At 33.8% G+C, this 26,433-nt stretch carries 19 protein-coding genes; 6 read left to right on the forward strand and 13 right to left on the reverse strand.

Translation table 11 applies throughout. From position 1 onward, the window contains the following. Nucleotides 1-130: 130 nt before the first annotated feature. Nucleotides 131-2,266 carry a CRTAC1 family protein gene (locus tag CDH50_RS09025; protein WP_232731989.1) on the reverse strand — a complete coding sequence of 712 codons (2,136 nt, stop codon included), beginning with the start codon at nucleotides 2,264-2,266 and terminating at the stop codon, nucleotides 131-133. Between the two features lie 286 nt (nucleotides 2,267-2,552). Here CDH50_RS09025 and ctlX point away from each other — a divergent pair, with 286 nt between their 5' ends. Beyond that, nucleotides 2,553-3,488 carry a citrulline utilization hydrolase CtlX gene (gene ctlX / locus CDH50_RS09030; protein ID WP_100611764.1) on the forward strand — a complete coding sequence of 312 codons (936 nt, stop codon included), beginning with the start codon at nucleotides 2,553-2,555 and terminating at the stop codon, nucleotides 3,486-3,488. Between the two features lie 4 nt (nucleotides 3,489-3,492). On the opposite strand, the gene CDH50_RS09035 is transcribed toward ctlX, so the two are convergent. Beyond that, a complete protein-coding gene (locus CDH50_RS09035) occupies nucleotides 3,493-5,553 on the reverse strand; it encodes a tetratricopeptide repeat-containing sensor histidine kinase (protein ID WP_100611766.1) in 2,061 nt (686 codons plus the stop codon). A 457-nt stretch (nucleotides 5,554-6,010) separates the two neighbouring features. On the opposite strand from CDH50_RS09035, the gene argS reads away from it, so the two are divergent. Both argS and CDH50_RS09045 read left to right on the forward strand, forming a co-directional pair. Then, complete coding sequence (gene argS / locus CDH50_RS09040; protein WP_100611768.1) at nucleotides 6,011-7,786, forward strand: arginine--tRNA ligase; 1,776 nt, start codon at nucleotides 6,011-6,013, stop codon at nucleotides 7,784-7,786. 270 nt (nucleotides 7,787-8,056) lie between these two features. Next, nucleotides 8,057-11,455, forward strand: a complete 3,399-nt coding sequence (locus CDH50_RS09045; RefSeq protein WP_100611770.1) for a ThuA domain-containing protein — start codon at nucleotides 8,057-8,059, stop codon at nucleotides 11,453-11,455. A 92-nt stretch (nucleotides 11,456-11,547) separates the two neighbouring features. Here the strand turns inward: CDH50_RS09045 and CDH50_RS09050 are convergent, their stop codons facing one another. The 4 genes from CDH50_RS09050 to CDH50_RS09065 form a co-directional block, all read right to left on the reverse strand. After that, nucleotides 11,548-12,162, reverse strand: a complete 615-nt coding sequence (locus CDH50_RS09050; RefSeq protein ID WP_100611772.1) for an SET domain-containing protein — start codon at nucleotides 12,160-12,162, stop codon at nucleotides 11,548-11,550. A 6-nt stretch (nucleotides 12,163-12,168) separates the two neighbouring features. After that, on the reverse strand, nucleotides 12,169-13,491 hold the full coding sequence (locus CDH50_RS09055) for a phenylacetate--CoA ligase family protein (RefSeq protein WP_100611774.1): 1,323 nt from the start codon (nucleotides 13,489-13,491) through the stop codon (nucleotides 12,169-12,171). Nucleotides 13,492-13,860: 369 nt separating this feature from the next. Further along, entirely contained in the window at nucleotides 13,861-15,318 is a 1,458-nt protein-coding gene (locus CDH50_RS09060) for a family 43 glycosylhydrolase (RefSeq protein WP_100611775.1), read from the reverse strand. 43 nt (nucleotides 15,319-15,361) lie between these two features. Next, nucleotides 15,362-16,090: a hypothetical protein gene (locus CDH50_RS09065; protein WP_198513471.1), complete on the reverse strand. Its 729-nt coding sequence runs from the start codon at nucleotides 16,088-16,090 to the stop codon at nucleotides 15,362-15,364. A gap of 303 nt (nucleotides 16,091-16,393) precedes the next feature. Here CDH50_RS09065 and dnaG point away from each other — a divergent pair, with 303 nt between their 5' ends. Beyond that, on the forward strand, nucleotides 16,394-18,352 hold the full coding sequence (dnaG, locus tag CDH50_RS09070) for a DNA primase (RefSeq protein ID WP_100611779.1): 1,959 nt from the start codon (nucleotides 16,394-16,396) through the stop codon (nucleotides 18,350-18,352). Here the strand turns inward: dnaG and CDH50_RS09075 are convergent. Together CDH50_RS09075 and nadE are read right to left on the reverse strand one after the other, a co-directional pair. Then, nucleotides 18,347-18,973: a response regulator gene (locus CDH50_RS09075; RefSeq protein WP_100611781.1), complete on the reverse strand. Its 627-nt coding sequence runs from the start codon at nucleotides 18,971-18,973 to the stop codon at nucleotides 18,347-18,349. The two genes, dnaG and CDH50_RS09075, sit on opposite strands and share 6 nt — an antisense overlap. 107 nt (nucleotides 18,974-19,080) lie before the next feature. Further along, the gene (gene nadE, locus CDH50_RS09080; RefSeq protein ID WP_100612173.1) at nucleotides 19,081-19,869 is read right to left on the reverse strand and encodes an NAD(+) synthase; all 789 of its coding nucleotides are present in this window, start codon (nucleotides 19,867-19,869) and stop codon (nucleotides 19,081-19,083) included. A 74-nt stretch (nucleotides 19,870-19,943) separates the two neighbouring features. Here nadE and gldB point away from each other — a divergent pair, with 74 nt between their 5' ends. Together gldB and gldC are read left to right on the forward strand one after the other, a co-directional pair. Further along, nucleotides 19,944-20,924, forward strand: coding sequence for a gliding motility lipoprotein GldB (gene gldB, locus CDH50_RS09085; RefSeq protein WP_100611783.1), 981 nt, complete (start codon nucleotides 19,944-19,946; stop codon nucleotides 20,922-20,924). Beyond that, nucleotides 20,924-21,259, forward strand: coding sequence for a gliding motility protein GldC (gene gldC, locus CDH50_RS09090; protein ID WP_100611785.1), 336 nt, complete (start codon nucleotides 20,924-20,926; stop codon nucleotides 21,257-21,259). The genes gldB and gldC overlap by 1 nt, the downstream gene beginning before the upstream one ends. Before the next feature lie 2 nt (nucleotides 21,260-21,261). On the opposite strand, the gene def is transcribed toward gldC, so the two are convergent. From def to mreC, 5 genes are read right to left on the reverse strand one after another with little or no spacing between them, the layout of a single operon-like run. Further along, nucleotides 21,262-21,891, reverse strand: coding sequence for a peptide deformylase (gene def, locus CDH50_RS09095; RefSeq protein WP_100611787.1), 630 nt, complete (start codon nucleotides 21,889-21,891; stop codon nucleotides 21,262-21,264). A gap of 21 nt (nucleotides 21,892-21,912) precedes the next feature. Then, nucleotides 21,913-23,187 carry a rod shape-determining protein RodA gene (gene rodA / locus CDH50_RS09100; RefSeq protein ID WP_100611802.1) on the reverse strand — a complete coding sequence of 425 codons (1,275 nt, stop codon included), beginning with the start codon at nucleotides 23,185-23,187 and terminating at the stop codon, nucleotides 21,913-21,915. Continuing rightward, entirely contained in the window at nucleotides 23,188-25,119 is a 1,932-nt protein-coding gene (locus tag CDH50_RS09105) for a peptidoglycan D,D-transpeptidase FtsI family protein (protein WP_100611804.1), read from the reverse strand. Beyond that, nucleotides 25,116-25,622, reverse strand: coding sequence for a rod shape-determining protein MreD (gene mreD / locus CDH50_RS09110; RefSeq protein ID WP_100611806.1), 507 nt, complete (start codon nucleotides 25,620-25,622; stop codon nucleotides 25,116-25,118). Before mreD ends, CDH50_RS09105 begins: the two co-directional genes overlap by 4 nt. Continuing rightward, nucleotides 25,615-26,427: a rod shape-determining protein MreC gene (mreC, locus tag CDH50_RS09115; protein ID WP_100611808.1), complete on the reverse strand. Its 813-nt coding sequence runs from the start codon at nucleotides 26,425-26,427 to the stop codon at nucleotides 25,615-25,617. Before mreC ends, mreD begins: the two co-directional genes overlap by 8 nt. Between the last annotated feature and the right edge of the window lie 6 nt (nucleotides 26,428-26,433).

Here is a 26,433-nt window from a genome sequence, read left to right on the forward strand (position 1 = left end):
CGTCAGTTTTTATAACGATTTTAACGCCAAGCGCATGGAAGTGGTGAAGATCGGGGACAGGCTCCATATTTTCATTGCCAACAACAACATGCCACTGGCCATTTTTAGGGTTAATTAGATTTGTATGAAATCAATGGTTGTGATGCTGCATGTCACTATTGCTTTTAAAAGGAGCTTTTGGTAAGTTTAGTATTTGAACATTATTTTCTCCTTCAATAATTTTGATGGTTTGATTTGATTTTATGTTTTCATAAATTGTTGTTTCCTTAGAAAAGTGGGGCCATTTGATTTCCATTTTTTTAATGATTGTAGCTTTTCCTAAACCTATTTCTGCCATGATACTGTTGCCACCAAAACTAGCGTCGGTACCTACAGAATGATAGATATTTCTTTTTTTGCCATTTTCTTCAATAGTTATAATGATTTTTGCTCCCATAACTAATCGATTGCTTCGTTTTCCTTCTAAGACAATATTAATCCAATTGTTTTTATTGCCTATAGGGTTTTCAAAAAGTAAATTTCCAAATACGTCACCTTCAAAAGCGCCTCCCATAACGGCATAAATATCTTGGTCTCCATCCAAATCTAGATCACCAAAACCTACCGCGTGACCTTTTTGTATGTGTCCAAAACCTGCACTGTAAGTAACATCTTCAAACGTTTCGCCATTAACATTGTGGTACATTCTATTTGGTATTATTGAGAAATAACTAGGGTCGCCCGTTGCCAAATAAAAATCTAAAAAGCCATCATTATCCAAATCCCCAAAATTACAGCCCATAGTAGCAATAGGCTGATTTAAATTAACTTGTAACGATACTTCGGTGAAAGTTCCGTTTCCATTATTTTTATATAAAAGCGGTCTATAATCGGGAGAATTGGTTTTAATATTTCTAATCATCATTTCAGAAGGGAGTATCGTTGCTGAAGAATAACCAGAAACAAATATGTCTTCAAAACCATCATTATTATAATCGAAAATCCATGTTGGAAAGCTATGTATAGGATTTGAAACGCCAGCTTCTTCAGTAGCAATTTTGAAGGAAGGTTTTCCGGTTTCTTCAGTTGTATTAATGTATAAAGTGTTGGTTCCGGAATAGTTGGATAGATAAAGGTCTGGATACATGTCGTTATTTAAATCCCCAGATGCAACGCCTTTGAAAAAACCAGTAGCAGAAATTCCAGCTTCATTACTGATATTTTTAAATGTGCCATCAGCCTGATTTAAATACAATTCGCATGGGCTTTGTTTATTTGGTGACCATTCGTTGGCGATAAACAAATCGACCCATCCATCTAAATTAATATCTGTCCAAACGGCAGTTTGCGTAGGATTTAGGGAATATACTCCTGCCTCCATAGTTACATCGGTAAAAGTGCCATCTCCGTTATTTCGCATTAATGAGTTTGGTATACCGCCATTATTAGATAGCCAAGCACCGCGCAGTATAATAAAATCTAAATGACCATCATTGTTGTAATCGGCATGTCTTAAATTTAGTCCTCCAGTGACGCCCTTTAATCCTGCATCTAAGGTTTTGTCTGTAAAACCACCCATTTTATTATTTTCAAAGTATTTAATTTGATCATCAAAACCCCATGAAGATGCAACAATGTCCAGATAACCATCCCCATTAAAATCGTCTATACAAGTTCCTCCTGCTTTTTGGGTAACGTCTACTCCCAATGTTGTCGCTATATCCGAAAAGTGAGGAAAATCAGGGGAATTTGAAAAATAAGTTTCAGGTATTCTAAATTTATCAGGAACTTTTGCTGGGTATTGGCCTATGGTCATGTGGGCAATATTAAGTAAATATTGACATTCAAGATCATTAGGGTTTAGATCAAGTAATTCATTAAGTAAAGCAATAGCTTGTTCAGCGCCTTCTTTCAAGATGTGTTGCGCCTTTTTACTTATAGGAATGATACAGGATTCATTGTTATGATTAGTAAGGCAATTATCTTGTTCTGCTTTTCTCATGTACGCAATTGCCAACTGTTTTTTGATAATGAAAATTTTATCAGCTTTTGAAGTTGTATTGGCTGTTTCAATAGCAGTTAATACTTCTTTTAAAGTGGCGATTGATTCTTCAGTTTTTCCGGCATTAAGTAGTTCCATTCCATAAGGGAATAATACGTTTACTCTTTTATTTCCACTTAAATTTTGAAGGCGATTCTCTAAAATGGCTACTTTCTTGCTATTCAAAATATATTGAACATTCTCAACATCTATTTGCGAAACGGCATGCTGCACATGTTTAATCATCTCTTTTGTTTTTACATCTGCTTCACCTGGAGTACGAGTGGGCACAGTAAATGCTACAGCTTTAAAGTTGTAACTCTCCTTAGATTTTGAACAACTAGAAAATTGTAAAACAATTGATAGACAAAAAAAAAGAAACAAATATTTTTTAAAAGAAAAGCACATGTTTAGTTAGCGGTTTTAGTTCTGTAGAAAACGAAGGTATCTTTTTTTTTCTTTAAAATCAAAATTTATGAACGTGTGTTTTATTAACGCAATAGTTTTATTTTTACAGGATTATATTTTTAGTATGCAACAAATCACAGACACTATTTTAATGATTCGTCCAGTAAATTTTAGGATGAACGAGCAAACGGCGGTAAATAACTACTATCAGAAAGTATTGGATACGATATTGCCAGAAACAATTAATGCTAAAGCACAGAAAGAGTTTGATGATTATGTTGTTAAACTTAAGAGTATTGGGGTTCATGTTATAGTGGTTGCCGATACTTTAGATACCGATACCCCAGATGCAGTTTTTCCTAATAATTGGATATCTTTTCATGAAAATGGAACGGTTGCTTTGTATCCTATGTTTGCAGAGAACAGACGGTTAGAGCGCAGAGAGGATATTTTAGATCTATTGGAGGATGGTGGTTTTGTAATTAATAACCTTGTAGATTATACCAGTGCAGAAGAAGAACAAGTATTTTTAGAAGGCACAGGAAGTATCGTTTTAGATAGGGTAAACCAGAAAGCGTATTGTGCGTTGTCGCCACGAGCTGATGAAGATTTATTTATTGAATTTTGTGAGGATTTTGAATATACTCCAGTAATTTTTAATGCAAACCAAACAATTAACGGACAGCGAAAACCAATTTATCATACCAATGTTATGATGTGTATTGGAGAGACTTTTGCAGTTGTTTGTTTAGATTGTATTGATGATAAATCTGAGCGTAAAAATGTTATGAGCCACTTAAAGCAAGATGGCAAAGAAATAATAGTAATTTCAGAAAACCAAGTAACTAATTTTGCAGGAAATATGCTTCAAGTAAAAGGTGCTAACAATAAACCCTATTTAGTTATGAGTCAGGCCGCCTATAATTCATTAACAAAAAATCAAATACAAACTTTTGAAAAGCATGCAAGTATTTTATCAAGTTCTTTGGATACCATTGAAGCATGTGGTGGAGGAAGCGCACGATGTATGATGGCTGAAGTGTTTTTGCCTAGAGAATAATATACTAAGCTGCGGGTTTTGATTTTGGTAATTGTACATAAAAAGTGCTACCAACATTCACGGTACTTTCAACCCAAATTTTACCGCCATTTAGTTCTACCAATTCTTTACAGATAGATAATCCTAAACCAGTTCCTTTTTCATTATTGGTTCCAACGGTGGTAAACGAATTACTTTTAAAAAGTTTTTCAATATTTTGTCTGGAAATTCCAATGCCCGTATCGGCAACACTAATAATACAGTGACCATTGCTTATGTGGTTTGAAATGGTGATTTTGTCTCCTTTTTTAGAAAATTTTAATGCGTTGGCAAGTAAATTTTGAATCACAATCTCTATCATGCTTCTGTCGGCATAAGCAAAGTCCCTTAAAGAGTGGTCTACCAATTCAATCCCTTTGCTTTCTAAACGCTGTTCAACAAGTCTTACTTTATCTTCAAAAACTTCTTGAACATCAAATAAACTAGGGTTTGGTTTAAGCGATTGCATTTGGGATTTAGACCAGTTCAATAAATTGAATAATAATAAAGACGCATTATTGGCATTTTCACTTAATTCTGGTATTAAATTATCGAACTCAGCTCTGGTTAAAGAACCATCCTTCAATAAATCAATAAAACTATTAATGGAAGATAACGAATCTTTTAAATCGTGCGAAATGATAGAAAACAATTTATCTTTAACATTATTAACGTTCTCCAAATGTTTGGTTTGTTCTTGAAAAGCTTCGTTTTGTAATTCTATCTTAATGTTTTTTTCTTCTAATTCTTGGGCGTATTTTAAACTACTATTGCGTTTTAAATAAATTAATATTAAAAACGTAGAAACAATGGCTAAAGCAGCAAGCAAAGCATAAAAAATTAATTGAAGTCTATCAAAATCCTTTTTTGTTTTTCCTTCGTTACCTGTAATAGTATTTTGTTCAGGAGGGTTTTTGTCAAAATTTAAGCTTAAATCTAATTCTGAGCGTTCAACAGATCCATCATCAACGGAAACATTATTTTTGGTTAGGCTACTTTTTAAGTCATAATACTTTCGTTGCCAAACAAATGCTTTGTCGAATCTGTTTCTAATGGAATCTAAGGTTTTCATTAATTTGTAATGCCTTAATAGCTCCATTTTATTATTAATGTCTTCAGCAATATCTCCAGCTTCCATGAGTTGTATTTCAGCTATTGCTAGTTTATTTTGCTGCAAGTTTAAGTTTCCTAAATTTATTAAAGCCGTTAATAAGCCATCCTTGTTATTCATGCGCCTATTAACATTTAAACCTTGTTCAAGGTACTTAGTGGCATTGTCGTAGTCATTAAATTGTAAATATTCGCCACCTAGTTTGGGGTAAATAACACTTTGTATGGAATCGTTATTAGTTGGATTGTTGGCCAAAACTTTTTCATAGTAATCAATCGATTTTCTATGTTCTTTCTTCATGGAATAAAGTTCGGCTAATCGGCTGTTTGATATGTCAATCCCCTTTTTGTCATTTAGTTTTTCTTGCGACTGTAATGCTTTTAAATAGAATTCAATCGATTTATCATAATCTTTAATATTGTAGTAAGCCTTAGCTAGATTACTGTATGCTGAGCGTAATTCTTTTTCAAGACCTCTTTTTTCAAGTTCTTTAATGGCGGAAAGCGAGTATTGTAAACCCTTGGCATAATTTCCTCTTTTTATTTCGATAAGACCAATGCTGTTATTAACTTTAGCAACTCCCAATAGATTTTTTAATTCATTGAATATGTCTTTAGACTTTGCATATTCATTCATAGCATTTATGTAATCATTTTTTTGTGCATAAATTAATGCTTTGTAATAGGTGATTTCTGCAATGCCTTTTTTGTAATCTAATTTATATGAAAGTTTTTCGCTTTCTATAATGTACTTTAATGCTCTTTCGAAGTCATTGATTTCGTAAAGTTTTTCAATAAGTTTAATGGATGTGTTTACTTTTAAAGTATCGGCATTTTGAAACGCTAATTGTATAGATAGAGCATCTATGTCCGAGTTTTGTGAAAAACCAGATTTTAAGAAACATATAAAAATAATTAAAGTAATTATTTTCCTCATACAATTATTTATAATGCGCTCGAAACCCATTATTAAGAACATCTAGTTGAGGGAAACTAGCATGCCTTTTTATTGAATTTTAGTTTGTTTGTTGACGTAAAAAAATCCAATTTTATTTTGAGTAATAGCTTTACACAGCAAAAGTTAGAAAAAGCTAAGTTAAAATCTAATTTTGGCGTTTTAATACCAAAAAATTAGATAAAGAGTTGTTCCCCTTTTTTGCGAAAAACCGATGAATAGATGAACGGCAAGAAACATAGAAAAACAACCATTTGTCGTCGAAATATCGTTATAAGTTTAAAGATTTCAATCCAAGCTTTTTAGAACTGATTAACAGTTTTGTTTTGGAATTAGTTCTTAATAGTTGTTATTTTTTCACGGTATTATAAGTCTATGCATTTTTACAATTAAGCTTTAATAAAAGTTTTATCTTTGTTCACCAAAAAAAATACCATTAATGAGCCTTCAAGAGACTTTATCAAACCAAGTAAAACAAGCCGTTTTAGCATACTTTAATGTTGTATTGGAAACCGTTGAATTTCAAGCCACCAGAAAAGAATTTGCTGGAGATATCACCATTGTTATTTTCCCAATGCTACGTTTTATAAAAGGAAATCCAGGTCAAATTGGTGAAACAATTGGAAATTATTTGGTTGAAAATGTTGAAGATGTTAAGGCTTTTAATGTGGTTAAAGGATTTTTAAATGTTGAAATCTCCGATGCTTACTATATTAATTTTTTCAACACCATTAAGCATGATGAGAGCTACGGTTTTGTAACACCAAACCCTAAAGACAAAGCCATCATGGTGGAGTATTCTTCACCAAACACCAATAAACCGTTGCATTTGGGACATGTGAGAAACAATCTTTTAGGCTATAGTGTTGCAGAAATTTTAAAAGCATCTGGAAAGAAAGTTTATAAGACTCAAATTATAAATGATAGAGGCATCCATATTTGTAAAAGTATGTTGGCGTGGAAACTTTTTGGAAATGGAGAAACACCCGAAAGTACCGGATTAAAAGGAGATAAATTGGTCGGGAATTATTATGTGAAATTTGACCAAGAATATAAAAAGGAAATCAACTCTTTAATTGAAAAAGGAAAATCTGAGGAAGAAGCAAAAAAAAATGCGCCAATTTTACTAGATGCCCAACAAATGCTTCAAAAATGGGAAGCTGGCGACAAAGAAGTTGTGGAGCTTTGGAAAAAAATGAACGGCTGGGTTTATGAGGGTTTTGCCGAAACTTATAAAAATTTAGGTGTCGATTTTGATACCTTATATTATGAAAGTGATACCTATTTATTAGGGAAGGAATTTGTGGTTGAGGGATTAAAATCTGGCGTATTTATTCAAGAAGAAGATGGCTCGGTATGGTGCGATTTGACCGAAGACGGACTGGATAAAAAAATAGTGCAACGTTCGGATGGAACCGCTGTGTATATGACTCAAGATATTGGAACCGCCATACAGCGTATTAAAGATTTTCCAGATGTTGGTGGGATGGTTTACACCGTTGGCAATGAGCAAGATTATCATTTTCAAGTGTTGTTCTTAATTTTGAAAAAATTAGGATTTGAATGGGCAAAAAACTTGTATCATTTGAGTTATGGCATGGTTGATTTACCTAGCGGAAAAATGAAAAGCAGGGAAGGAACCGTAGTGGATGCTGATGATTTAATTACTGAGATGGCAAGCACGGCCAAAGAAATTTCAGAAGAATTAGGAAAATTAGATGGCTATTCCGAAGTCGAAAAACAAGAATTATACAGCATCATAGGATTAGGGGCGTTAAAATATTATATACTAAAGGTAGACCCAAAAAAGCGCATTCTATTCGACCCTAAAGAATCCATCGATTTTCAAGGGAATACAGGTCCTTTCATACAATATACCTATGCCAGAATTCAAGCTATTTTAAGAAAAGCAGATCTTGATTTATCAGCAAATATAGATTTACCATTACACGAAAAGGAAAAAGAATTGCTAAAACAATTGGAGTTGTTTCCAGAAGTCATTCAAAATGCCGCATCCCAACACAGTCCGGCGTTAGTTGCCAATTATACGTATGAATTGGTTAAGGAATTCAATTCCTTCTACCAAAATGTTTCTATTTTAGGAGCAGATCATTTAAACGAAAAAATATTTAGAGTACAACTCTCTAAACAAGTAGCATCAACCATAAAAAACGCTTTTCATGTTTTAGGAATTCAAGTTCCAGAGAGAATGTAGCTTTTTTCGTTTTCACACATTAAACACATAATAAAGTATTCATTTTTTTTATACTTCACTGACTTTTTATTTTAATACAATCAGTATTATTCTGGTTTAAAAGCTACTTAGCCATGAATTAAATTATTAGCTATTTGATAGCTTGTATCACAAAAACTGTTAAATATGTAATAAATGTATGGATGTAAATATGAGATAATGTATTTTTAAACCGATTTCTGAAAAACCAACAGATAACTAAATAAAAACACCATCAAACAAATTAAACTAATGAAGAAATTATTACCTCTATTAATTCTTGTAGCTACCATAATTTTAAGTTCTTGCAGCAATAAGCGAGAAGGTGCTCCAAAAGTATTAGTGTTCTCTAAAACGGCCGGATTCGTTCATGCCTCTATTCCAGCAGGCATAGCGGCCATTCAAAAATTGGGCAGCGAAAATGGTTTTGTAGTAGATACAACAACGAATGCTGAGCTATTTAATGAAGACAACCTGAAACAATATTCAACTATTATTTTTCTAAGTACTACAGGTAATGTTTTAGACCATTATCAAGAAGCCGCTTTCGAGCGATACATTCAAGCAGGTGGCGGTTTTGTTGGCATACATGCAGCAACAGATACCGAATATGATTGGGGTTGGTACAATAAATTAGTTGGCGCTTATTTTTTAAGTCACCCGAGAGGTACTCCTGAAGCCGATTTCATTATTAAAGATAAAAATTTTTTAGCGACTGAATTTTTTACCGATACCGTTTGGCATCGTACCGACGAATTGTATAATTACAAAAAAATCAATCCAGACGTCAACGTATTGATAACATTAGATGAATCCACTTATGAAGGTGGTATGAATGGTGATTTTCATCCCATCGCTTGGTATCACGATTTTGATGGGGGTAGAGCATTTTATACAGGAGGCGGCCATACAGAAGAAAGTTTTTCAGAAGATTTATTCTTAAAACATATATTAGGCGGCATTAAATATGCCATTGGCGACAATGAAAATCTAAATTATAAAAAAGCAACGTCCCAAATTCCGCCAGCGGCAGATCGTTTTTCAAAAGTGATGCTGACTGAAGGTAAGTTTTATGAGCCTACAGAAATGACCGTGCTTCCTAATAACGACGTACTTATTTCACAAAGAAGAGGTGAAATCATGCTATATAAAGCGGATACTAAAGAAGTAAAAGAAGTCGCTAAATTAGATGTGTATTTTAGTTCAACCGCGCCAGGCGTAAATGCCGAAGAAGGTGTCTTAGGATTGCAAAAAGATCCAGATTTCGCAAAAAATAATTGGGTATATGTGTATTATTCTCCAACGGGAACGGAAAGCGTTAACAGATTGTCGCGTTTTAAGTTTAAGAATGATGTATTCGATCTTACTTCTGAACAAGTTATTTTAGATGTTGCCAGTCAACGTGATATTTGTTGTCATACAGGTGGTTCGATTGCTTTTGGTCCAGATGGCTTGTTATATGTTTCAACTGGAGATAATTCAACACCATTCAATGAACGGGATGCTAAATATGTAAACAGTGGTTATGCACCTTTAAATGATATTCCAGGTCGTGAGCAATATGATGCCAGAAGATCTTCAGGTAATACTAATGATTTACGTGGAAAAATATTAAGAATTAAGGTTAACGAAGACGGAAGTTATAATATTCCAGAGGGTAATTTATTCCCAAAAGGAACTCCAAAAACAAGACCTGAAATTTATACCATGGGTCACCGTAATCCGTACCGTATTTCCATAGATATGAAACGAAATTATTTGTATTGGGGCGATGTAGGTCCAGATTCAAGAGCTGATAGTTTGCAAACACGTGGACCAAGAGGTTATGATGAGGTTAACCAAGCTCAAAAAGCAGGTAATTATGGATGGCCATTGTTTATTGCAGATAATAAACCTTATGTGGCTTATGATTATGCAACTGGAAAATCGGGAGCACCTTTCAATCCAGAAAAACCAATAAATAATTCTAAAAATAATACAGGTTTAACAGAGCTTCCAAGTGCAAATCCTGCATTTATTTTTTATGATTATGGAAATTCCGCCGATTTCCCACAGACAACGTCGGGGGGAAGAAATGCCATGGCGGGGCCTACGTATTATTCAGATATGTATGAAGGCACCGAAAAATTGCCAAGCTATTATGATGGCAAGCCTATCGTATATGATTGGGTTCGTGGTTGGATGTTTGCCGTACATTTAAATGAAGATGGTAGTTTTAGTAAAATGGAACCGTTTGCCTCCGATATTAAATTAAATGCTTTAATAGATATGGAAGTTGGTCCTGATGGCCGTGTTTATTTATTGGAATATGGAAATGGTTGGTTTACCCAAAATGCAGATTCTGGATTAAGCTACATTCAGTATAAAGAAGGCAACAGACCACCAGTGATTGATGGGATTTCATTAGATGTGAATAATGGTAAATTACCTTTAACGGTGACTGCCAAAGTAGATGCCAGAGATAGAGAAAAAGACCCAATGACCTATGTATGGAGCTTAGGAAATGGAGAAATTAAAGAAACCAAAGAACCAGAATTAAAATTTACCTACGCTAAAGCTGGAGATTATAAAATTACTGTTGAAGTGAAGGACGATAAAGGAGAAACTGCTTCAAGTCAATCTGTATTGGTTGTAGCAGGAAATTCCAGGCCAGAAGTCAAGATAGATATTATTGGAGGTAACAGTTCGTTCTTCTTACCAGGAAGCCAGATTGAATACAATGTCACTGTAACAGATGCCGATGGTAACGAAAAAATAGTAAATGATAATATTTTTGTGAGTGTAGATTATCTAGAACAAATAGATAATGAGGAAGATTATCTTGGACATCAAGAAGTTTCGGCTGCTGCAACTGGAAAAGCATTAACCCAAACCATGGATTGCAAGGCTTGTCATAAAGAAGCAGAAGCGTCTGTGGGACCAAAATATGTGGACATTGCTGAGAAGTATAAAAATGAAAAGCGTGCCATATCTTATTTGCAACAAAAAATTGTTTCAGGTAGTTCTGGTGTTTGGGGTGAAGTCATGATGCCTGCACATCCAAATATGACATTGGATGAATCTAGCCAAATAGCATCTTATATTATGGCATTGGCTAATGATGGTGCTAAAAATCAATCGTTGCCAGCTAAAGGAAAAGTGAAGGCAGAACCAAAAAATCCTGAACAACTGATGCGTATTACAGCTACTTATACCGATGAAGGAGAAACAGGTGCTGTTCCATTAACAGGTACTAAATCGGTTATATTGCCAAGTAGCACGGTTGCTTTTAAAGAAGATATGAAAAAAGAAGGTGTTGGGGTTAGAAACTTTAACGGGGGAGCTATGGCTATTTTAGACCAAGCTAAAGGCTGGTTTGAATTAGGAACTATGGATTTAACAGGCGTTAAGTCCGTGTCATTAAATGCTCGCTTTTTTAGACAACCACCAAAAGCACAATATAGTTTTGAAGTGCGATTGAACACGCCAGATGGTCCTGTAATAGGTAGAGGGTCTATGCCAAAACCAAAAGTAGGGGAGCGTAATGTGATGATTAATGTGCCAATAAAATCACAAACAACAAATGCTAGTTTATATGTTATATATTCAGCATCTGGCGTTACGGAAGAAGAACCTTCTCAATTAATGTTATCTAACGCAAGTTTTAATTAGACTTTGACGATTTATAAAAATGAAAAGCCCGCTTTATGCGGGCTTTTTATTGATTTCTAATTTGTGTATTTGTATTTAATAAGTTTTTACTTTTAGCTATTGATTTCTAATTGGTTTTCCTTATTCTCATCATAATAATTGCAAATGATTGAATCCAGCATTTCTTTTCCTTCTATAACTTTATTGATTTTATCCCATACTTTAGTGGGGATTATTTGTTTTAAAGGTTGTTCTAATGATGTGATTTTATTAAAAACATTGCTGATTTTTTCATCCCATTCTTTATGGTATTTTAATAAATCATCTGGATAAACAATTTTTCTTTCAGTACTTTCGTCAATACCTTCAAACGGCTTGGAAATGTTTAAATAACCATAATCATCGGTTAATTCTTCACCAGCTTGTATATCTCTTATAGCTATTTCAAAATCATAAGCTGTAGTTAAGCAGTTAGAATTAAAACTATGGTTTACATAACGCCCATTATCCCAACAAAGAATTAACTTTCCTAGATTGTTTCTATAGGTATAAGTTTCCAATATCTCTTGGTATATAGGTTCCATTGATTCAAATTCCTTTTTGCTGAACTCTCTGTCCAATTTATCCAATGCCCAAGTAATGGTGCCTGCCGGAATAAGTTTGGTTGCAAATACACCATATCCAATGGTGTTATTTATGTATCTAACTTCGGTATGAGGATGTATCATATTATATTAATTGTTATGGTATAAATTCATTATTTTCTTTCTCTTTCTTGATGACAAAAGAGGTATTTCATTGACATAAAAAATCTTTACAGTTGCATCATCTCCAAGATTTTTTTTAAAAGTATCTATTAAGTCCTTTTCATAATTAAAATATCCACTGTGTGTGTTTAGTTTTATATGGTACTCACTTTCATTAACTTGAATGAATTGATATTGTTTTATCCATGAAAAATAATCGAAAAAAACATAGTCAACCAAAAAAGATGAAAATATCCCGCCTTTAGTATTGTAGATTAAGTCCATTTTCCTTCCCTCAATTTTCTTTAATGTTGGAAAAGCATCCTTTTCTGAGGATTCAAAACATGAAATATCACCAGTATCATATCTAATTATTGGCATGCAATAGTTAAATAAATCGGTAACAATAATTCTTCCTAATTCTCCTGGTTCTGCAGATTCATCACTATCCATTTTTAAAATTTCCACATGATAGCTAGCCCAGTTTATATTGAAATTAGAGTTTTCTTTTCCGGGATATTGTTGTGCAATTATACCTAATTCTTCGTTTGAATATCTGGAGACTGCATCAACATTAAAATGTTTTTTTAAGGAAAGTTTTGTGTAATCGCTTAGGGATTCAGAAATAGCAATAATTGAGTTTATTTTTAATTTTGTAAAGGGTCCTAATTTCATTCTCTCAATATATTCACAAATATTTTCTAAGGCCGAAACAGTGCTAATGATATTTTTTGAAAAGGGATATTTTTGTAGGCTTTTTAAAAACTTTTTTATTTCATCATCGTTAAAATTTGAAACATTAATCTGTTTTGAATTTTGTTTCCAAGATTTTATTTTGTTGTCCATTTGATAATTGTTGCCCCAAACCTGTAACATATATAGTCTTTCTCCTAAGCTAAAGTTAGCTTTATTGCAAAAAAACAATACATCGACCATGTTGCGAATTTCTTTATTGCTGCTTTGATGAAGAATAAATGGAATACCCGTAGAACCACTTGTAGAAACTATTTTATAAGGCTTATTCAAGTAAGATTCAGATTTGAAGGCGTTGAAATTTTCTTGGATAATTGTTTTTTTTAAAATAGGAAATTTTTCCAATTCATCTATACCTTTAAATTTTTTATAAAAAGGTGTTGTTTCTGTAGCATACCCTAAAAGATTACTTATAATTACAGATCTTCTTTCTTGAATATCAGTAATGTTTTTGTTTCCATTTAAGTACGCAATTTCTTCGTAATGTTTTTTAATTTTATTTCCTTTGAGAGAATCTAAAATCCAGAAAACATTTTTCCTAATTTTATCTGTAAACATACTTGATTAATAGCTCGGCTAAAATATATTTTTTATATATATTTTCCTAATTATTAAAATAATTTTACGCTATTATAATAAATGGGCTTATAATACATTTATTTGACTTTTTTTATATGTTAAAATTCATAATGTATTATTTTAATAGTCCTTGTTGAGGACTATTTTGAGCTATGGCTTAAGTATGTAAAATATATGAAAAAAACCTATATCAATAAACCTAATATAGATTTAGTATTTGAAACCACCTTAGTAGATGAGGTATATACTTTTTTAATAGCAAGTGAAACAAACCAAAAGATCAGAGTTTTCCAATATAAAAGCCGCTTGTTTAGTTAAACAAGCGGCTTTTATAAAAATAGTTATTAGTTAGTCTGCTTTAAAATTCCATTTAGAATTATCACTGTTCATATCAAATTCACCCAATGTTGGCGTGCTATCTCCTGCAGATATTAACGCTAACTTTTTGTTTGAATTTGGAATGGCTTTAGGCATGATTCTATAAGTGCCATCTGTCAATTGATCAATGCGCCATAATTGTTCTGGTGCGCCGGTAAACGTTGGAACCGTCACTAATTCGGCATCTGCTGTTGCTGTCAATGCGCGTTCTGTTCCGGCAATGACTATTTTGTATGATGGAGTGCCTAAAAATCCACTTGCTTCAGGAACCGCAGTTATAGTCCATTTCTGATGCGGACGACCTATATAATCTCCTATTCTAACATTAATATTTCCAGTTGGCCAGGTGTTAATCACATCCGATAATTGTTGTGATGGAACGGGCACTATTGGCTCGTTTGCAGCAGCAGCACCAAATCCACGTGCTGTACGAGGCATTCTAACAAAATCAACAATTAATTCTAAGCCATATCCGCGTCTTTCAGATTCGATTTCATAAGTACCATCTTTAATATTCTCACCAGCAACTGGCCATCCATTTTTCCATAATAGTGGTTTTATGGCTAATACGCTTCGTCCTCCTTGGTCTAAATCTGCTTCATAATGTAAAGATACTTTTTCAACACCATCTTCAAGAACCGTACGACCGAAGTGTCCAGCACCGTTTACGCGTCCTCCACCAGAGGAAATGACCATCTTGCCTCCGCCTCTTAACATGTCTCTTCCCATATTATCAAGGTAAGGGCCTGTTATTTTTTTAGATCGACCAACAACAATGTTATAGGTTGAGTTTGAACCGTCACAACAAGTGCCGTGTGTGCCAAGAAGATAATACCATCCATCACGATACTCCAAATCGGTAGCTTCACAATCAATAGCGATGTCTAATGCTTCATTTCCTTTTACACGTTCTCCTGTTTTAGGATCGAGCTCTATTAGGCGAATGTTCCCAAAATAGGTTCCGTAAGATAACCATAAACGTCCATCGGTTGGGTCTAGTAAAAGTCCTGGATCGATGGCGTCATTGTCTTCCATGTTCTTGGATTCTGCAACCACAATAGGGTCTGTATATTTAAAATCTGGAGATTTTGGATCCAGTGTTTTATTCCACATGGTATTTATTTTACCATCATGGCCACCACCTAATCCGCCACCAGTAGAGCCATAGGCAATAAGGTAACGATCTCCAATTTTTATGGCATCAGGAGCGGCTCCGCCGCCAGGCCTTACACCACCGCTATTCCATGTCCAGCCATCTTCTGATATTAATCCACCTGAGCCTGTCCCAAATGTGTAATATTTTCCATCACTTTCCATAATAGTTGATGGATCGTGTATAAATGGTTTTCCAATTTGTGCCATTAATGTACCAGTTAGCGATACTAATAGCATGGCTACTATGCTTATTTTTTTAATGCTTAATTTCATCAGTAAATAATTTTTTATAATTGATAATGAATGGAAATTTATTCTATTCATAACTAATTGTAATGCCTTTTATTGGTTCTCCTTTTTCATCAAGGAAGCGAACACAGAAGTCACTCATTCCAGGGCCATTAATGACGGCCCCACGAATGATGTTTTTTCCTTTGTTTAGGGTTAAACGGGTTGAAACAACATCATCCATAACCATGCGTCTATCACCAGAAAGTAGCGCAGCTTCTTTGCCATTTACCCACCACATAGATGCTGAATTTGATCCAACAGCCATTCTAACGTCTTTCATTTCTTCCGGAGAGTTAACTACGGTTACAGCCCAAAATAGAACGCCATAAATCTGTTTGTCTAACCCGAAGGCGAAACGGAATAATTTCACATTAAAATTTGTGCTTTCCAAGGCATGCCATTTTAGCTCTTGGTCCCCAACTTTTACTTTGTCGCCATGTTTAGGTATAACGGTAAACTGGTTTTTAAAATACAAAGTATCAAACGCTTTTCTTAAGTAGCTATCTGTAAAGACAGTATTGCTACGGTTTGGTTTGTTGATTGGTTCTAAGAGTAACCAACGTTGGATAAAACCGTCCGAATCAGGGGTCATTTTTTTAGTTGTTGCAGGAGTGAAGTAAGGAGCGATGCTTCGTGTGGCGTCAATTTTGGTAGCGTAATCAGCTTGTCTCTGTGCGAAAGCAGAACTACCTTGTAATAGTAGTACTGCCAAAATTACAAAACCCATCGCTTGTAACAATGTTTTGCGTTTCATGTTCATAGTTGTTTTTAAAAGTTTTTAATATAGTTGGTATTGAAAAAAAGAGTGTACTTTATTGCAAACATACGAAAAGAATTCTCGCTTTTTTATGACATAACTCATAATATTATACTAAATAAATGATGTGCAAAGAGATTCTTTTTTACTTAATATACAGAGAATATTTAAGTTGTTTTTTATTGCTCTTCAATGAGTTTAATTGGATTTATCTATAAATAAAATTTCCAAAATAATTTTAAATTTCAATAATGAATTTGTTTGTATTACATTTACAAATCTTAAAAAATCATTCATTTTTTGATATCACCAGCATCCATAGATTTAGTATTTGAAACCGCCCGGGTAGAGGAGGTTATTGGTGATTTTGTGCAGCTTAAAAAATCGGGTAGTAACTTTAAAGGGTTAAGTCCGTTTAGTGATGAGCGTTCCCCCAGTTTTATGGTATCTCCCGTAAAGCAAATTTGGAAAGATTTTAGTAGCGGAAAAGGTGGCAACGTGGTGGCATTTTTAATGGAGCACGAGCACTTCACCTACCCTGAAGCTATTAAATATCTTGCTAAAAAATACAATCTCGAGATAGAAGAAACCGAACAGAGCAACGAGCAAAAAGAACATGCCAACGAACGCGAAAGTTTGTATTTGGTAAATGAGTTTGCTAATAGTTATTTTCAAAAAGTACTGCATAAAACCGACCAAGGAAAGTCTATTGGTCTCAGTTATTTTAAAGAGCGGGGTTTTACCGAAGACACCATTAAAAAATTTGATTTAGGGTACTCTCTGGATGCTTGGCAAGCTTTTACAGATGAGGCCTTGAAACAAGGTTATAATATTGATTTCTTAGAGAAAACTGGACTCACGATAGTCAAGGACGATAAACGGTTTGATAGGTTTAAAGGTCGTGTCATGTTTCCTATAAAAAGCATGAGTGGTCGGGTGTTGGGCTTTGGCGGACGTATATTAACAAACGACAAAAAGGCTGCTAAATATGTAAACTCTCCCGAAAGCGAAGTGTACCATAAAAGTAATGTGCTGTATGGTATTTTTCACGCCAAACAAAGTATCGCCAAGGAAGACAATTGTTTTTTGGTTGAAGGATATACCGATGTCATACAGTTTCACCAAACAGGGATTAAAAATGTGGTAGCGTCTTCAGGTACGGCATTAACAGCAGAACAGATTAGATTAGTAAATAGGCTGACTAAAAACATCACTGTATTGTTTGATGGGGATGCGGCAGGGATGCGTGCCTCCATTCGTGGGATTGATTTGATTTTAGAACAGGGGATGAACGTGAAGGTTTGTACGTTCCCTGAGGGCGAAGACCCCGATAGTTTTGCTAAAAAAAATACACTCGAAGAATTGTCTTTGTATCTCGATGAAAACGCCAAGGATTTTATTCAGTTTAAAGCGTCCCTATTATTTGAAGATTCCAAAAACGACCCTATAAAAAAAGCCGAAACTGTCCGGGATATTGTAAACAGTATTTCTAAAATTCCAGATCGTATTAAAAAAGAAATCTATATTCAAGAATGTGCCAGGATTATGGACATTAGTGAAGCCGTTTTATTTAGCACGCTGGCACAAATTAATAAGAAAGATTTTCAAGAAACTAATACACAATATAAAGCTGAACAAAAGGCGTTTGATGTTATAAAAAACGAACAACCTGTAAAAAAGGTGGATGTTCAATATGTGTTGGAACGAAAAATTATAGAAGTATTATTGCTTTATGGAAATAAAACCGAAGATTTTGAAGATTTGGTTTTAAAGGAGAACGATAAAGGTGAATTGGTTTTAGAACCCGTGAAACAAACCGCAAAAGTTTTTGAAAAAGTGTTTTTAGATTTACAGGAAGATGAAATGGAATTTACAAACCCGCAATTTAAAACCTTATACTATACCATCATTGATGCTTTAAATCAGAATCCCGATTTCGAACTTAAAACATTTGTTAATATTGTGGATGCCGATATGGGTAATGAAATAACGACTATACTAATGGAAGATGAGCGTTATAGCTTAGATAATTGGCAACGCATGAATATTTACCCAAAAGATAAAACCCAAAGCGTTGCCCAATTAGTTAGTGAAACCATATTGAGTTTAAGATGCTTTTTAATAGAACAGAAAGTCTTGGAATTTCAACAGGAAACGTTGAGAAATAAATCTGAAGTTAACAGAAGTGTTCTCGAGGAAGTCAAAGACTATTCTGGATTAAAAATGCTTTTATCTAGAAAACTCAATAGAGTACTATGAGTCCATTAGCTTCGCTTGATTAACCAAATCAACCATATTGGTTACTTTTAGTTTTCTCATTAAGCGTGCTTTGTAGGTACTCACTGTTTTTTCATTAATGTTAAGTTCTTTCGAAACTTCTTTGTTTTTCTTTCCGATAGCTAAAAGTTTTAAAACTTCAGTTTCTCTGGTTGATAGTTTTTTGAAAAACGAACCTGATTTATTAACTCTACTACCAAAAGCTAACTGTTGTGTTAATTCATTACTTAAATAAACGCCACCTTCATGAACTTTCATAAGGGCTTCGTTAATTGTAATGATGTTTACAGTTTTAGAAATGTAGCCTAAGGCACCAGCTTTTATGGCATTTAAACCATAAACTTCTTCTGGTTGCGAGCTAAACATAACTGCTTTAACGTTTGGGTAGTCAGTTTTTAAATATCTTAAAACTGTTAACCCATTGAGTTTGGGTAAATCAATTTCAGACAAAACAATGTCTACGGGTTCTTTTTTCAAAAATTCAAGAAGGTCATTTCCATTATCAACACTGCCAACAATTTTGATGTTAGAAGAGCTAGAAAATAGATGTTCAAGACCTTTTCTCACGATAGGGTGTGGATCTGCTATTAATAATTTTATCATAATTTTTTAGGTTTTTTAGATTGTCATGAATTTTTTGTTGAGAGAATCATGACGGAGAGAGTTTCCTAAGTAGCAAATGTAAGAATTTTTTATAAATACAACAATAATTATAACATTTCTTTAAGAATGTTACAAATAGGTATGGGAAGCATTTTATGTTTGTTGGCGTTGTTAAAACGTTTGTAAATTTTAAGGACTTCTTTTTCCCTACCTGAAAAGTCTTCAGGTTTTTTTCCTTTTTCATCCATGCCCATAGCCCATTCCAATTCTGGGTACGAAGCTCCTATTTGGTCTTCATCACTTCTGGCATCTCCAAACAAGCCATCGCTGGGGGTAGCTTTTAATATAGAATCGGGGACTTCTAAATACGTTCCAAGCTCATAAACTTGAGATTTTAACAAGTCTGCAATCGGACTTAAATCGACGCCACCATCTCCATATTTTGTATAAAAACCTACGCCGAAATCCTCAACTTTATTGCCGGTTCCCGCTACTAGTAACCTGTAAAGTCCAGCATAATAGTAAAGAGTGGTCATTCGTAAACGCGCCCTAGTATTTGCTAGTGCCATATCTATAGTAGCTTGATCGCCATCAAAAAGCATTTCAGTTCTAAAGGCTTCAAAAACAGGTGTTAAATTGGCATGGATATCACTTACATTACTAAATCTGTCCTTTAATTGTTTAATATGTTCCTGAGCTCTGGATACATGACTTTCTGCTTGGTGTATGGGCATTTCTAAACATAATACCTTTAATCCAGTCTTTGCACATAGTGTAGAGGTAACGGCAGAATCGATACCTCCAGAAATTCCAATGACGAATCCGTTTACCCCTGCTTTGGTAGCATAATCCTTTAGCCAATTTACAATATGATTTGCAACTTTTTCTGTTTGCATATTAAATGAATTTAAATTCAAGAATAGTACATTTGTAAACAAAAATAAACCAAACACTTAATTAATAAAAATTTATGCCGTTTAAGTTTTATTTAAACCGATTATTGTATCTATTTGTTATCGCAATAGTTATAATATCATGCAAAAAAGATGATAAATTAGAAAAAGAGATAGCCAATATTGGGATTGAGGTAAATATTGAACGATTTGATAAATTGTTTTCTGCATCTTCAGCAAGCGATTTAAAAAAATTACAAACAGCTTATCCTTTTATGTTTTCAACAAAGTATAGTGACACATTTTGGATTGATAAAATGAATGATACCTTGCAAAAACAATTGTTTTTTGAGGTTGAAAAAGCATTTCCAAGCATGGATAACACCAAACAGGAGATAGAGTCGTTATTCAATCATATAAAATATTATTTCCCCGAATTTAAAACGCCAAGAATTATTACCACAACCAGTGATGTGGATTATAGAAACAAAGTGATTGTTACGGATACCATTGTTGTTATTTCTTTAGATACCTATTTAGGAAGCGATCATGAGTTTTATCAAGGTATTCAACAATACATTGCTGCCGATATGAATAAAGAGCAAATTGTGGTTGATATGGCTAATCAATACGCGCAAAAATATATTTACCATCAACAACATAAGACCTTGTTAGATGAAATGATTTATCATGGGAAATTGCTTTACTTTAAAGATGTCATGATTCCATTTAAAACTGAGGCAGAACGTATAGCTTATACACAAGAGCAGTTGGATTGGGCCATTGCTAACGAAAGTTATATTTGGCGGTATCTTGTTGAAAGAGAGTTGTTGTACAGTACTGATTCTAAATTACTAGGCCGATTCATCATCGATGCGCCATTTTCCAAGTTTTATTTAGAGGAAATAGATACAGAATCTCCCGATAAATTAGGACAATATATAGGCTGGCAAATAGTAAGGGCTTACATGGTCCAAAACAACGTGTCCTTAGTAAACATGTTTGATGCCAGCACCGAAGAAATATTTAATAATTCAAAATTTAAACCACGTAAATAATGTCGAAAAAAATAACCTCTAAAATAGAATTAACAGTAAGACTTGATGAAAACAGAGTTCCAGAAAAATTACATTGGACGGCTGAGGATGGAGGCATTACCAATGAAGAAGCTAAGGCCATGATGCTTTCGGTTTGGGACGGAAAAGAGAAAGAAACCTTGCGAATTGATTTATGGACAAAAGACATGCCTGTTGATGATATGAAAATATTTTTTCATCAAACCTTAGTTGGGATGAGCGATACATTTAGTAGAGCCACACAAGATGAAAAAATGACGGCGACTATGAAGGATTTTTGCGATTATTTTGCTGAGAAATTGGAGTTAAAAAAGTAGTTTTATTTCTTTTTAGCATCGGTAATTTCCTTGTTGAGGTGGTCTATATAAAGAATACCATTTAAATGATCTATTTCATGCTGAAATATAATTGCGGTAAAGTCTTCCACGGTTTCTGTGATGTGTTTGGCTTCCAAAGTATCGTATTCCAATAAAATGGAATAAGCTCTGGTACTTAAAGTATCTGAACGATTCGGAATGGAAAGGCAACCTTCTCTTCGGACTTGCTTTTTTTCAGAATAGGAAACAATCTTTGGGTTTAAATATACTTCAAAAGGAAAATTTTCTTTATCAAATCGTTGTACCCAAATAATATTCTTTAAAATACCTACTTGAGGAGCCGCAATACCCACACCTAAAGACATGCTATCAGTAACTGTTTTATAGAGACGTTTTACAAATGTTTGTAAAACAATATCGGTCGAATCAGGCTTAATATATTGGCTTTTGGTTCTTAATAAAATGGAATCTTGTTTATTTGTTATTTTGAAAACACGCATGGGCGTAAGTGAATCAGCCGCTGTAATTAAATTGATTTGTTCTGATGAAAAAGACTTATGGCCGCTAGTGTTTTTGCTGCTTGAGCAAGCAACCATCAAAAGAACAATAAAAATGAAGCCGCATTTTTTCATAAAGCTAAAATTGATTACTGACTACCATTGGTTTATTCTTTCAGAATCCAACTTTATAAAAATAAACAATAAAATGGTAAAGCCCCAAAGTCCAGAGCCGCCATAGCTAAAAAGCGGCAATGGGATGCCAATAGTGGGGATTAAACCCATAACCATACCTATATTAATTAAAAAATGCATAAAAATGATAGCGGCAACACTATAACCATATACACGGCTAAACTGTGATTTTTGTAATTCTGCTAAATGAAGGATACGCATTAAAAGAAGCACATATAGAATGACAACGAAAGCGCTTCCTACAAAACCCCATTCTTCGCCAACGGTACTAAAAATGTAATCGGTATCTTGTTCGGGTACAAATTTCCCAGTAGTTCTGGTACCTTCTAAAAATCCTTTTCCTGTTAACCCTCCAGAGCTTATGGCCCTTTCTGATTCGTTCAAGTTATAAGCAATGGTTTTTTTCATGTGCTCTAACTTTTCAGGATCTTTTTCTAAGCTCAACCAAATAGTAATCCTATCTTTTTGATGTGAAGGTAGTATGTTGTCAAAAAAATATTTAACCCCATAACAAATAGATACACTTATTAAAATAACAGATATGGGTTGAATTAATAAAGGTTTTCTTTTTCTGGTAAAATGATGTGTCAAAACAATTAAAACCATAGCTGTTGAAGTTATTAAAACTCCAAATTTTATAGAAAGAAGCGATAGTATGATGACTGATAAGGTAATTAATAAATAGGCAGGTGAGACCCCTTCACGATATAATATGAATATGAAACAGCCATAAACTAAAGTACTTCCGGCATCTTTTTGAAGCAATACCAAGATAGCAGGAATGGCTACAATAGCAAGCACACTAATTTGATCTTTAACCCTTTTAATGTCTGTATTTAAATCACTAATATATTTAGCAACGGCAAGTGCGGTGGCAGCTTTGGCAAACTCGCTTGGTTGGAACGTCATGCCACCAATGCTGTACCATGATGTAGCGCCATTTACGTTTTTTCCAAAAATAAAAAGACCCACAAGTGACAGCATGGAAAGAATATAGATGACACTTGAAAAACGTTCATAAAATTTAGCTTCTATGGCTAGCAGGATAATAATTAAACCAATGGTTAGAAAAATAAACATGAGTTGTTTTCCATAGCGTTGGGAAAAATCGAAATAATTGACAGTTTCACCAGTATGGGATGCCGATACAATATTGAGCCAACCAAAGCCAACCAGCAAAAAAAAGAGAAAAATAGTAATCCAATCAAACTTAAAATATTTCTGAGCTTCTACCATTTAACTAGACAACTGTTTTAATTGCTCTTTAAGTCTATTATATTCTAACTCATCAACCTGTTCTAGAGTTGTATTTTTGTTTATTCCAAACGGTTCACCAGAGTATGGTTTTTCATATTCATGCTCTAAACTATATCTTAAAATCCAATCTTCTAAATCGGTTCTGGTAATTTCCCCTTTTATGTATTTTTCAATAATTAAACTGGCAATTTTTCCAGCAAACCGACTGCCCCAATACCCATTTTCAACAAAAACGGCAAGCGCTATTTTAGGATTGTCTTTTGGGGCAAAAGCTACGAATATGGAATGATCTGTTAATTGAGTTGTTACACCATTAATTTTCATAAAATTTTCTGCAGTTCCAGTTTTTCCACAAATTTCTATCCCTGGAACTTGCAATGTTGATGCCGTACCTTTGTTATACACATCAAACATGCCTTGTACCACAGGCTCAAAATTTTCTTTGTCAATAGTCGTATAATTGGGCGTTGTAAACTTTTTGTCAATGTCTTGCCCTTCAATTTTTTTGATGATATGAGGCGTGTAATAATAGCCACGATTGGCAATAGCGGCCATCATATTTGCCAATTGAATAGGCGTGGTTTCTACTTCGCCCTGACCTATGGAATTTGAAATATTGTAAGTTGACGCCCATCTATTTTCGCCATACCAAGTATCATAAAAGTCACTATCTGGAATGCGTCCTTTATTACCAATTTTTAAATCGTAGCCCAAATAATTACCAAGTCCGAAACTTTTAACGTGATTGCTCCAAATATCCATGCCTTCACTTGGGTTGCCATTTTTGTCAATAATACGTCTGTATACGTTTGCGAAATAGGCATTACAGGATTGTGCTATACCATCATTCATGCTTAAAGGACTGTAGTGGGCATGACATCCCGTAAGGCGTCTGCTACCTAGATAATAACCCATTCTGCAATAAAATTGATCTTCTGTGGTCACTACTTTTTCTTGTAAACCAATTAGGGCATTCAATACTTTAAATGGTGAACCTGGAGGGTACTGAGCCTTTAAACCTCTATCGAACAAAGGTTTTGCTATGGAATCGTTGTATAGTTTGGTAAAGTTTTTTGAACGAGCCCTTCCAACCAATAAATTAGGATTGTAACTTGGCGCAGTAACCATAAGCAAAATTTCACCCGATGAGGGATCTATGGCAACAATGCCACCACGTTTATGTTGCATTAAAAGTTCGCCATATTCTTGAAGCTTGGAATCAATGGTTATAGTAATATCTTTTCCTTGCTTTGGAAGCGTGTCATAAATACCATTTTTATAAGGCCCTAGGTCTCTATTAAATCTATCTTTTTGAATAAACTTAATGCCTTTTACGCCTCTTAAAATGTCTTCATAAGATATTTCAACACCTTGTTTACCAATAAGATCACCCATTTTATAATATGGGTTTTTTTCAATAATGGCATCATTTACTTCACCAATATCGCCTAAAACATTAGCTCCGATGGTCGTTTGATAATGGCGCAAGGATCGTTTTTGGATATAGAACCCTTCAAACTTTCTCATTTTTTCCTGCAAGGCGGCATAATCTTCTTTGGTTAATTGCGGTATAAAAACAGAAGGAAGTCTGGGAGAATAAGCGTAAGCTTTATTGTAAATTTCTATAAAGTCTTCTTTGGTTATTTTAAGAAGATTACAAAAATCAAGGGTGTCTAGTGGTTTTACCTCTCTTGGTATAAACATCACATCGTAGGATGGCTGATTATCCACCAAAAGGTTTCCATTTCTATCATAAACAAAACCCCGTTTAGGGTAATCATATACTTTTCTAATGGCATTATCATCATACAAATTTTCATCGCCAGAAGAATAAATTTGTAAATAAAATAGCCTGCTGATAAAGATGATTCCTGTTATTCCAATAATTATGAAAAGTAATAATTGCCTCATTTGGTTTTCCTAGTAAAAATAATAGTTATAAGTAAGCACATTAAGATAGTAAAAATGCCTGAGAATAACGTTTTTTGAAGCACTAAAATTATTTTTGAGATGTTAAATATTTCTAATGAAAATAAAACAAAGTGGTGAATTACCGTAAGTAGGGTAAAATAAGTAAGTTTCGAGCCAAATTCGACAGTCTCAAACTTTATGGTTTGGTGTTCATAAATTGTCCCAAAACAAAACTTCAAAATCACAGGTCTTATATAGGCAATAAATAAACACGCTGCGGCATGGGTGCCACCTGTATCTAAAAAAAAATCAATACACAATCCCAATACAAAACTTAATCCGATTATCGCGGTCCTGTTATTTTTTACGGGAAATAAAGCAAGGAACAAAATGTATGGATATGGATTTATATTCCCAAGAAAATTAATGTGATTAAAAATGATCACCTGAAGAAATACAAGGATAAAAAATCGGATGCTATGTATTGAAAGGATATTATTCATTCAGTAATTTTTTTATTTCTGGAAGATTAACATTCTCAATAATATAAACATGTTCGATATTAGCCATATCATTAAAAAGTTTGATATTGATAATATATGAGTTTTCAGACGGATCCAATTTGAAATCATTTATGGTTCCTACAAGAACACCTTTAGGGAAAATAGATGAACGCCCAGAGGTGATAATAGTATCTCCTTTTTTTAATATGGCGTTTTTAGCAATATCGATAAGTTGTGTATAAACATGGCTTTTACCGTCCCATTTTAAGGTTCCAAAGTGATTTGAGTTTTTTAATTGTGCGCTAATATTACTCTTGGAATTTAAAACAGATAGGACAGTGGCATAGTTTTTTGAAGTTTGATCAACAATTCCCAGAATACCTTTATCTGTAATAACGCCAAAATCTTGTTTAATATGGTCTTTAATGCCTCTATTAACAAGCAATACATTGTTTGTTGCGTTGTAACTGTTTTTTATAACTTGGGCAGTACGAAATTTATATAGCGCATTAAAAGTGACACTATCAATATAGGAGGTATTACGCTTGGTTTGGGAATTGTACAAAATAGCCTTTAAACGATTGTTTTCTTTAGCTAAAATCTCGTTTTGCGATTTTAAATGAAAATATTCACTAATATTATTAATGGAATTATAAACACCACCAGTTAAAAAATTAGCGGAATTTATAAACTTACTTTTATGGTAAGAATGGGATTGTACGGTAAAAAATATAGAAATAGAAAAGAGCAACAAGAACAACAAAAACGTTTTGTTCCTTATTATAAAATTAACAATCTGTTGCATGTTTTA

The organism is Confluentibacter lentus (assembly GCF_002806995.1).
GTDB lineage: Bacteria > Bacteroidota > Bacteroidia > Flavobacteriales > Flavobacteriaceae > Confluentibacter > Confluentibacter lentus.

Excerpts from the sequence above, each read along its gene's own strand:
- CDH50_RS09025 (WP_232731989.1), bottom strand. The coding sequence starts at position 2,266 with ATGATTAAACATGTGCAGCATGCCGTTTCGCAAATAGATGTTGAGAAT.
- ctlX (WP_100611764.1), top strand. The coding sequence starts at position 2,553 with ATGCAACAAATCACAGACACTATTTTAATGATTCGTCCAGTAAATTTT.
- CDH50_RS09035 (WP_100611766.1), bottom strand. The coding sequence starts at position 5,553 with ATGAGGAAAATAATTACTTTAATTATTTTTATATGTTTCTTAAAATCT.
- argS (WP_100611768.1), top strand. The coding sequence starts at position 6,011 with ATGAGCCTTCAAGAGACTTTATCAAACCAAGTAAAACAAGCCGTTTTA.
- CDH50_RS09045 (WP_100611770.1), top strand. The coding sequence starts at position 8,057 with ATGAAGAAATTATTACCTCTATTAATTCTTGTAGCTACCATAATTTTA.
- CDH50_RS09050 (WP_100611772.1), bottom strand. The coding sequence starts at position 12,162 with ATGATACATCCTCATACCGAAGTTAGATACATAAATAACACCATTGGA.
- CDH50_RS09055 (WP_100611774.1), bottom strand. The coding sequence starts at position 13,491 with ATGTTTACAGATAAAATTAGGAAAAATGTTTTCTGGATTTTAGATTCT.
- CDH50_RS09060 (WP_100611775.1), bottom strand. The coding sequence starts at position 15,318 with ATGAAATTAAGCATTAAAAAAATAAGCATAGTAGCCATGCTATTAGTA.
- CDH50_RS09065 (WP_198513471.1), bottom strand. The coding sequence starts at position 16,090 with ATGAAACGCAAAACATTGTTACAAGCGATGGGTTTTGTAATTTTGGCA.
- CDH50_RS09075 (WP_100611781.1), bottom strand. The coding sequence starts at position 18,973 with ATGATAAAATTATTAATAGCAGATCCACACCCTATCGTGAGAAAAGGT.
- nadE (WP_100612173.1), bottom strand. The coding sequence starts at position 19,869 with ATGCAAACAGAAAAAGTTGCAAATCATATTGTAAATTGGCTAAAGGAT.
- gldB (WP_100611783.1), top strand. The coding sequence starts at position 19,944 with ATGCCGTTTAAGTTTTATTTAAACCGATTATTGTATCTATTTGTTATC.
- gldC (WP_100611785.1), top strand. The coding sequence starts at position 20,924 with ATGTCGAAAAAAATAACCTCTAAAATAGAATTAACAGTAAGACTTGAT.
- def (WP_100611787.1), bottom strand. The coding sequence starts at position 21,891 with ATGAAAAAATGCGGCTTCATTTTTATTGTTCTTTTGATGGTTGCTTGC.
- rodA (WP_100611802.1), bottom strand. The coding sequence starts at position 23,187 with ATGGTAGAAGCTCAGAAATATTTTAAGTTTGATTGGATTACTATTTTT.
- CDH50_RS09105 (WP_100611804.1), bottom strand. The coding sequence starts at position 25,119 with ATGAGGCAATTATTACTTTTCATAATTATTGGAATAACAGGAATCATC.
- mreD (WP_100611806.1), bottom strand. The coding sequence starts at position 25,622 with ATGAATAATATCCTTTCAATACATAGCATCCGATTTTTTATCCTTGTA.
- mreC (WP_100611808.1), bottom strand. The coding sequence starts at position 26,427 with ATGCAACAGATTGTTAATTTTATAATAAGGAACAAAACGTTTTTGTTG.